This window comes from Herbiconiux sp. (assembly GCF_023264895.1).
Classification (GTDB): Bacteria; Actinomycetota; Actinomycetes; order Actinomycetales; family Microbacteriaceae; genus Herbiconiux.
On the sequence record NZ_JAHFUY010000155.1, the window covers coordinates 1 to 4,229 of the forward strand.

Below are 4,229 nucleotides of genomic sequence, written 5' to 3' on the forward strand. Positions count from 1 at the left end.
CCCGGGGAGGCCGCCGGGGGCGCCGTCCTGCGCGACGGCTACGGAGCCACCCCCGGGGCCGTCACGATCGCCCGCGAGCGCACCAACCGCGCCTGGGCCACGCTCGTGATGTACTTCGGCGACTTCCCCATGACCGAGTCCAACGTGACGGTGATGCTGCGCTGGATGCGCCAGGAGAACGGCCCCGACAGCTGGTGGCTGCGCAACAACCCCCTCAACAACGGCTGGGGCTCCGGCGGCGGCAGCGGCCTCGGCAGCTACGACACCCTCGTGACGGCGGCGGAGAACGCGGCCGAGGCGCTGCGGGAGAACTCGCTGTACTCCGAGATCACCGCGGGGTTCGACGCCTCGGCGCCGACAGCCCAGATCGAGGCCGCCATCTGGGCCTCGCCCTGGGCATCGAGCCACTACGCGAACGGTGCACACTGGTCGTCATCACCCGTGCCCGTGGTGACCGCCCCGGCCGACGCCTGGGGCCAGTAGCAGAGCTGCGGAGCGGCATCCTCTAGCGTGGGAGCATGACGACCTCAGCCCCACTCCGCACCGCGATCATCGGCTACGGCCTCGGCGGCCGCGTGTTCCACGCCCCGCTCATCGCCGCCGACCCCGCCTACGCACTCGTCGCGATCGTGACGAGCGACGCCGAGCGCGGGGCCGAGGCGACCGAGCGCTACGGCGAGGGTGTCGTCGTGCCGGATGCCGACGCCCTGTTCGCGCGCGCCGGCGAGCTCGACCTCGTGGTCATCACGACCCCCAACGACACGCACGCGGCGCTCGCGCACCGCGCTCTCGACGCCGGTCTCGACGTGGTGGTCGACAAGCCGTTCGCGCTGACCGCCGCCGAGGCCCTCGAGGTGATCGCGCACGCCGAGCAGGTGGGCCGCGCCGTGACGGTCTATCAGAACCGCCGGTGGGACGGCGACTTCCTGACCGTAGAGGCGCTGATCGGGAGCGGCGAGCTCGGCGAGGTGCGTCAGTTCGAGTCGGCGTTCGAGTTCTACCGGCCCGAGCGCGGCACGAAGTGGAAGGATCGCGTGACGGCCGAGCAGGGCGGCGGCATCCTCTACGACCTCGGTCCGCACCTCATCGACCAGGCCGTGCGCCTGTTCGGGCCGGTCGACCTCGAGCACGGCGTGCACGCCGAGCTCGACGTGCGCCGGGAGGGTGGTCTCGCCGACGACGACTCCTTCGTGACCCTGCAGCACGAGGGCGGCGTGCGGTCGCGGCTCTGGATGAGCGCGGTCTCGCCGGTCAACAGGCCCCGGTTCCGTGTGGTCGGTGCCGACGCGGTGCTCGAGACGCACGGCCTCGATCCTCAGGAGCGGCAGGCGCTCGACGGCATGCTGCCGGGCGACCCCGCCTACGGACTCGACCCGGAGGCGCAGTCGGCCGTCGTGCGCACCCCGGACGGCGGGGCGCGCGAGGTCACGCTGAACCGGGGCAGCCACGCCGCGTTCTACCGCGTGCTCGCCGAGGCGCTCTCGGGCGCGGCCGATGGGCGTGGAACCCTGCCCGTGCCGGCGGAGGAAGCCGAGCACGTGCTGCGCATCATCGAGGCCGCGCACCGCTCGGCGCGGTAGTCAGCGCTTCAGTGCTCGCTTGACGCGGCCGCCCACGCGACGCACGAGGGAGCGGCGCTTCACCGCGGGCGGCTTCCAGCCCGTCTCCCGGCGCTCGAGCACGACCATGGCCTGGTCGAAGAGCACTCCGGTCGGCGTCCAGGACTCGAGCGAGAAGCCCGCCTCGCCCCAGATGCGCTCCACCCACGGCCGAGGGGCCACGGCCCAGGCGTAGAACGAGCGTGCCCGCGGGCCGTCGTCGTCTCCGCCGCCGCCGGCGTAGACGAAGTCTCCCTGGCGGACCGCCGTGAGCGAGGCCGTCGCATCCGGGACCACCTGAGCGAGGTTCACCGCGAACTCGTCGGCCTCACCCGCGGCCACGGCGGCCTGCGCCCCGGCCACGAGGGAGAGGAACTGCTCCTCGAGCACCGTGATGTAGACCCGGCCGCCCGGCTTGACCAGTCGCCCGAACTCGGCGGCCCACTGCCGGTGCGCCTCCTCGGAGAGATGGGAGAAGACGCTGAAGGCCGTGACGGCGTCGTAGCGCGCGTCGGCGAAGACGGTGGGCGGCCAGGGCGCGTTGGTGACGGCGTTGACGCCCGGCAGCGTGCTGTGCAGGAGCGTCGTCATCTCGGAGTCGACGTCGCTCGACCACACCTGATCGGCGCGGAACCGCCGCAGCAGCATGCGCGTGATGCGGCCCCAGCCCGATCCGAAGTCGAACACGGCCTGCTCGGCGATGCCGGGAACGGCGCCACCGGAAGGCCAGGCGTCGAAGGCCGCATCGACGAAGCGCTCGGCCTCGGAGTAGGCGTCGGCGTAGCTGGCGCCCACGAACTTCTGCTGGATGTACCACGGCGGGTTCTGCGGCGCGTGCGCCACCGGATCGGCCAGGGGCGGGAGCGTCTCGATGCTCGGCGCCGCCGCGAGTCGCTGCACGAATTCGGAGTGCTCCTCGGTCATGCGCGATCCTTCCGTCGAGGTGCCCAGCGCGATGGGACGGCCCCATCCTGACACACCGGGTGCGCGGCTCCGTGCAAGACGGCGGCGCGGGCGCGGGTGATCTACTCATGTCGGTCAGAGGCTCGCGTCCGGCATACTGAGGGGGACCGCTCCAGCCACGGAAAGGCCGTCATGCCCCCTCTGCTCTCGTTCGAATCGATTGTGACCGTCATCGTGGTGGTGGTGCTCGTCGTCGTCGTGCTCATCGCCCTGATCGTGCTGCTGCGCGGCATCAAGGTCGCCAAGCCCGACGAGGCGATCATCGTCACCTCACGCCAGCGCCCGCTCAAGCCCGGAGAGGCGCACGCGCAGACGGGGGAGCCGTCGCTGCACGAGACCGAGAACGCGGGCCAGCGCGTGGTCTTCGGCTCACGCGTGTTCGTGAAGCCCATCGTCGAGGCGCACTTCAAGCTCTCGCTCCGCAGCCGTCAGCTCAACGTGCAGGCCACGGCGCAGACGAAGGATGCCATCACCATCAAGGTCAACGCCGTCGCGGTGGTCAAGGTGGGCGGATCGGAGTCGATGGTGCGTGCCGCCGCCCAGCGCTTCCTGAACCAGCAGGACCAGATCGAGACCTCCACCGAGGAGGTGCTCTCCGGATCGGTGCGATCGATCGTGGGTCAGCTCACGGTGACCGAGATCATCACGAACCGCCAGGCGCTGCAGGGCCAGGTGCTCGACGCCGTGCGCGAGTCGCTCGACGTGCAGGGCCTGCAGATCGACACGCTGCAGATCAAGGAGATCGACGACGACAACGGCTACATCCGCGACCTCGGTCGCGCCGAGGCCGCTCGCGTGAAGCAGGTCGCCGAGGTCGCCGAGTCGGTGGCCCGCCGCACCTCGGAGGAGGCCAGGATCGAGGCCGACCAGGCCGTGGCCGAGCAGCAGCGCAAGCTCGACCTGCGGAACGCCGAGATCCAGAAGGAGACCGACAAGGCTCGCGCCGAGGCCTCCGCCTCGCGCCCGCTCGCCGAGGCGATCTCGCAGCAGGAGGTCATCGCGCAGCAGGAGATCACCGCCGGCAAGCGCGTGGGCCTCCGCAAGCAGGAGCTCGACGCCGAGATCCGCGCCGTGGCCGACGCCGACGCCTACTCCCTCGAGAAGAAGGCCCAGGCCGATGCGGCCGCGGCCGTGGCGGCGGCGAACGCCGAGAGGGATCGACGGAAGGCCGTGGCCGAGGCCGTCGAGGCCGAGGGTCTCGCCGAGCGCAACCGGCGCCGCTCGGCCGCCGAGGCCACCGAGGCCGAGGGCATCGCGGAGAAGAACCGCCGCATCGCCGCCGCCGAGGCGCTGCGGGCGGAGGGTGAGGCCGAGGCCAACTCCATCCGCGTGAAGGGTGCTGCCGAGGCGGAGGCGACGCTGGCCAAGGCCGAGGCGCTCGAGGAGCGCGCCGACGACCTGCTGCGGCAGCAGATCATCGCCGAGCTGCCCGCGATCGTGCGCGCGGCATCCGAGCCCCTCGCGGCGATCGCGAACATGACGGTCATCTCGAGCGACGGCTCGGGCGCGGAGCAGGTCGGCGGCAACGTCTCGAGCCAGCTCGCGACCTCGATGCAGATCGTGAAGGACCTCGTGGGCATCGACATCGCCGAGATCGTCACGGGCCGCGCCACCGGCTCGGCTGCCGGTCGGGCGTTCGCCGAGGCGCAGCCGGCCGCGACCGTCCTC

Annotated in this window: 3 protein-coding genes and 1 pseudogene; 3 read left to right on the forward strand and 1 reads right to left on the reverse strand. The window is 71.9% G+C overall.

Annotated features, from left to right (window positions below):
* Both Q0D57_RS19125 and Q0D57_RS19130 read left to right on the forward strand, forming a co-directional pair.
* Positions 1 to 483: pseudogene (locus Q0D57_RS19125) on the forward strand (hypothetical protein); the annotation flags it as partial.
* A 35-nt stretch (positions 484 to 518) separates the two neighbouring features.
* Complete coding sequence (locus tag Q0D57_RS19130) at positions 519 to 1,580, forward strand: Gfo/Idh/MocA family oxidoreductase (protein WP_291047004.1); 1,062 nt, start codon at positions 519 to 521, stop codon at positions 1,578 to 1,580.
* Here the strand turns inward: Q0D57_RS19130 and Q0D57_RS19135 are convergent, their stop codons facing one another.
* The gene (locus Q0D57_RS19135; RefSeq protein ID WP_291047005.1) at positions 1,581 to 2,522 is read right to left on the reverse strand and encodes a class I SAM-dependent methyltransferase; all 942 of its coding nucleotides are present in this window, start codon (positions 2,520 to 2,522) and stop codon (positions 1,581 to 1,583) included.
* A 171-nt stretch (positions 2,523 to 2,693) separates the two neighbouring features.
* On the opposite strand from Q0D57_RS19135, the gene Q0D57_RS19140 reads away from it, so the two are divergent.
* The coding region (locus tag Q0D57_RS19140) for an SPFH domain-containing protein (protein ID WP_291047006.1) at positions 2,694 to 4,229 on the forward strand (1,536 nt) is incomplete at its 3' end.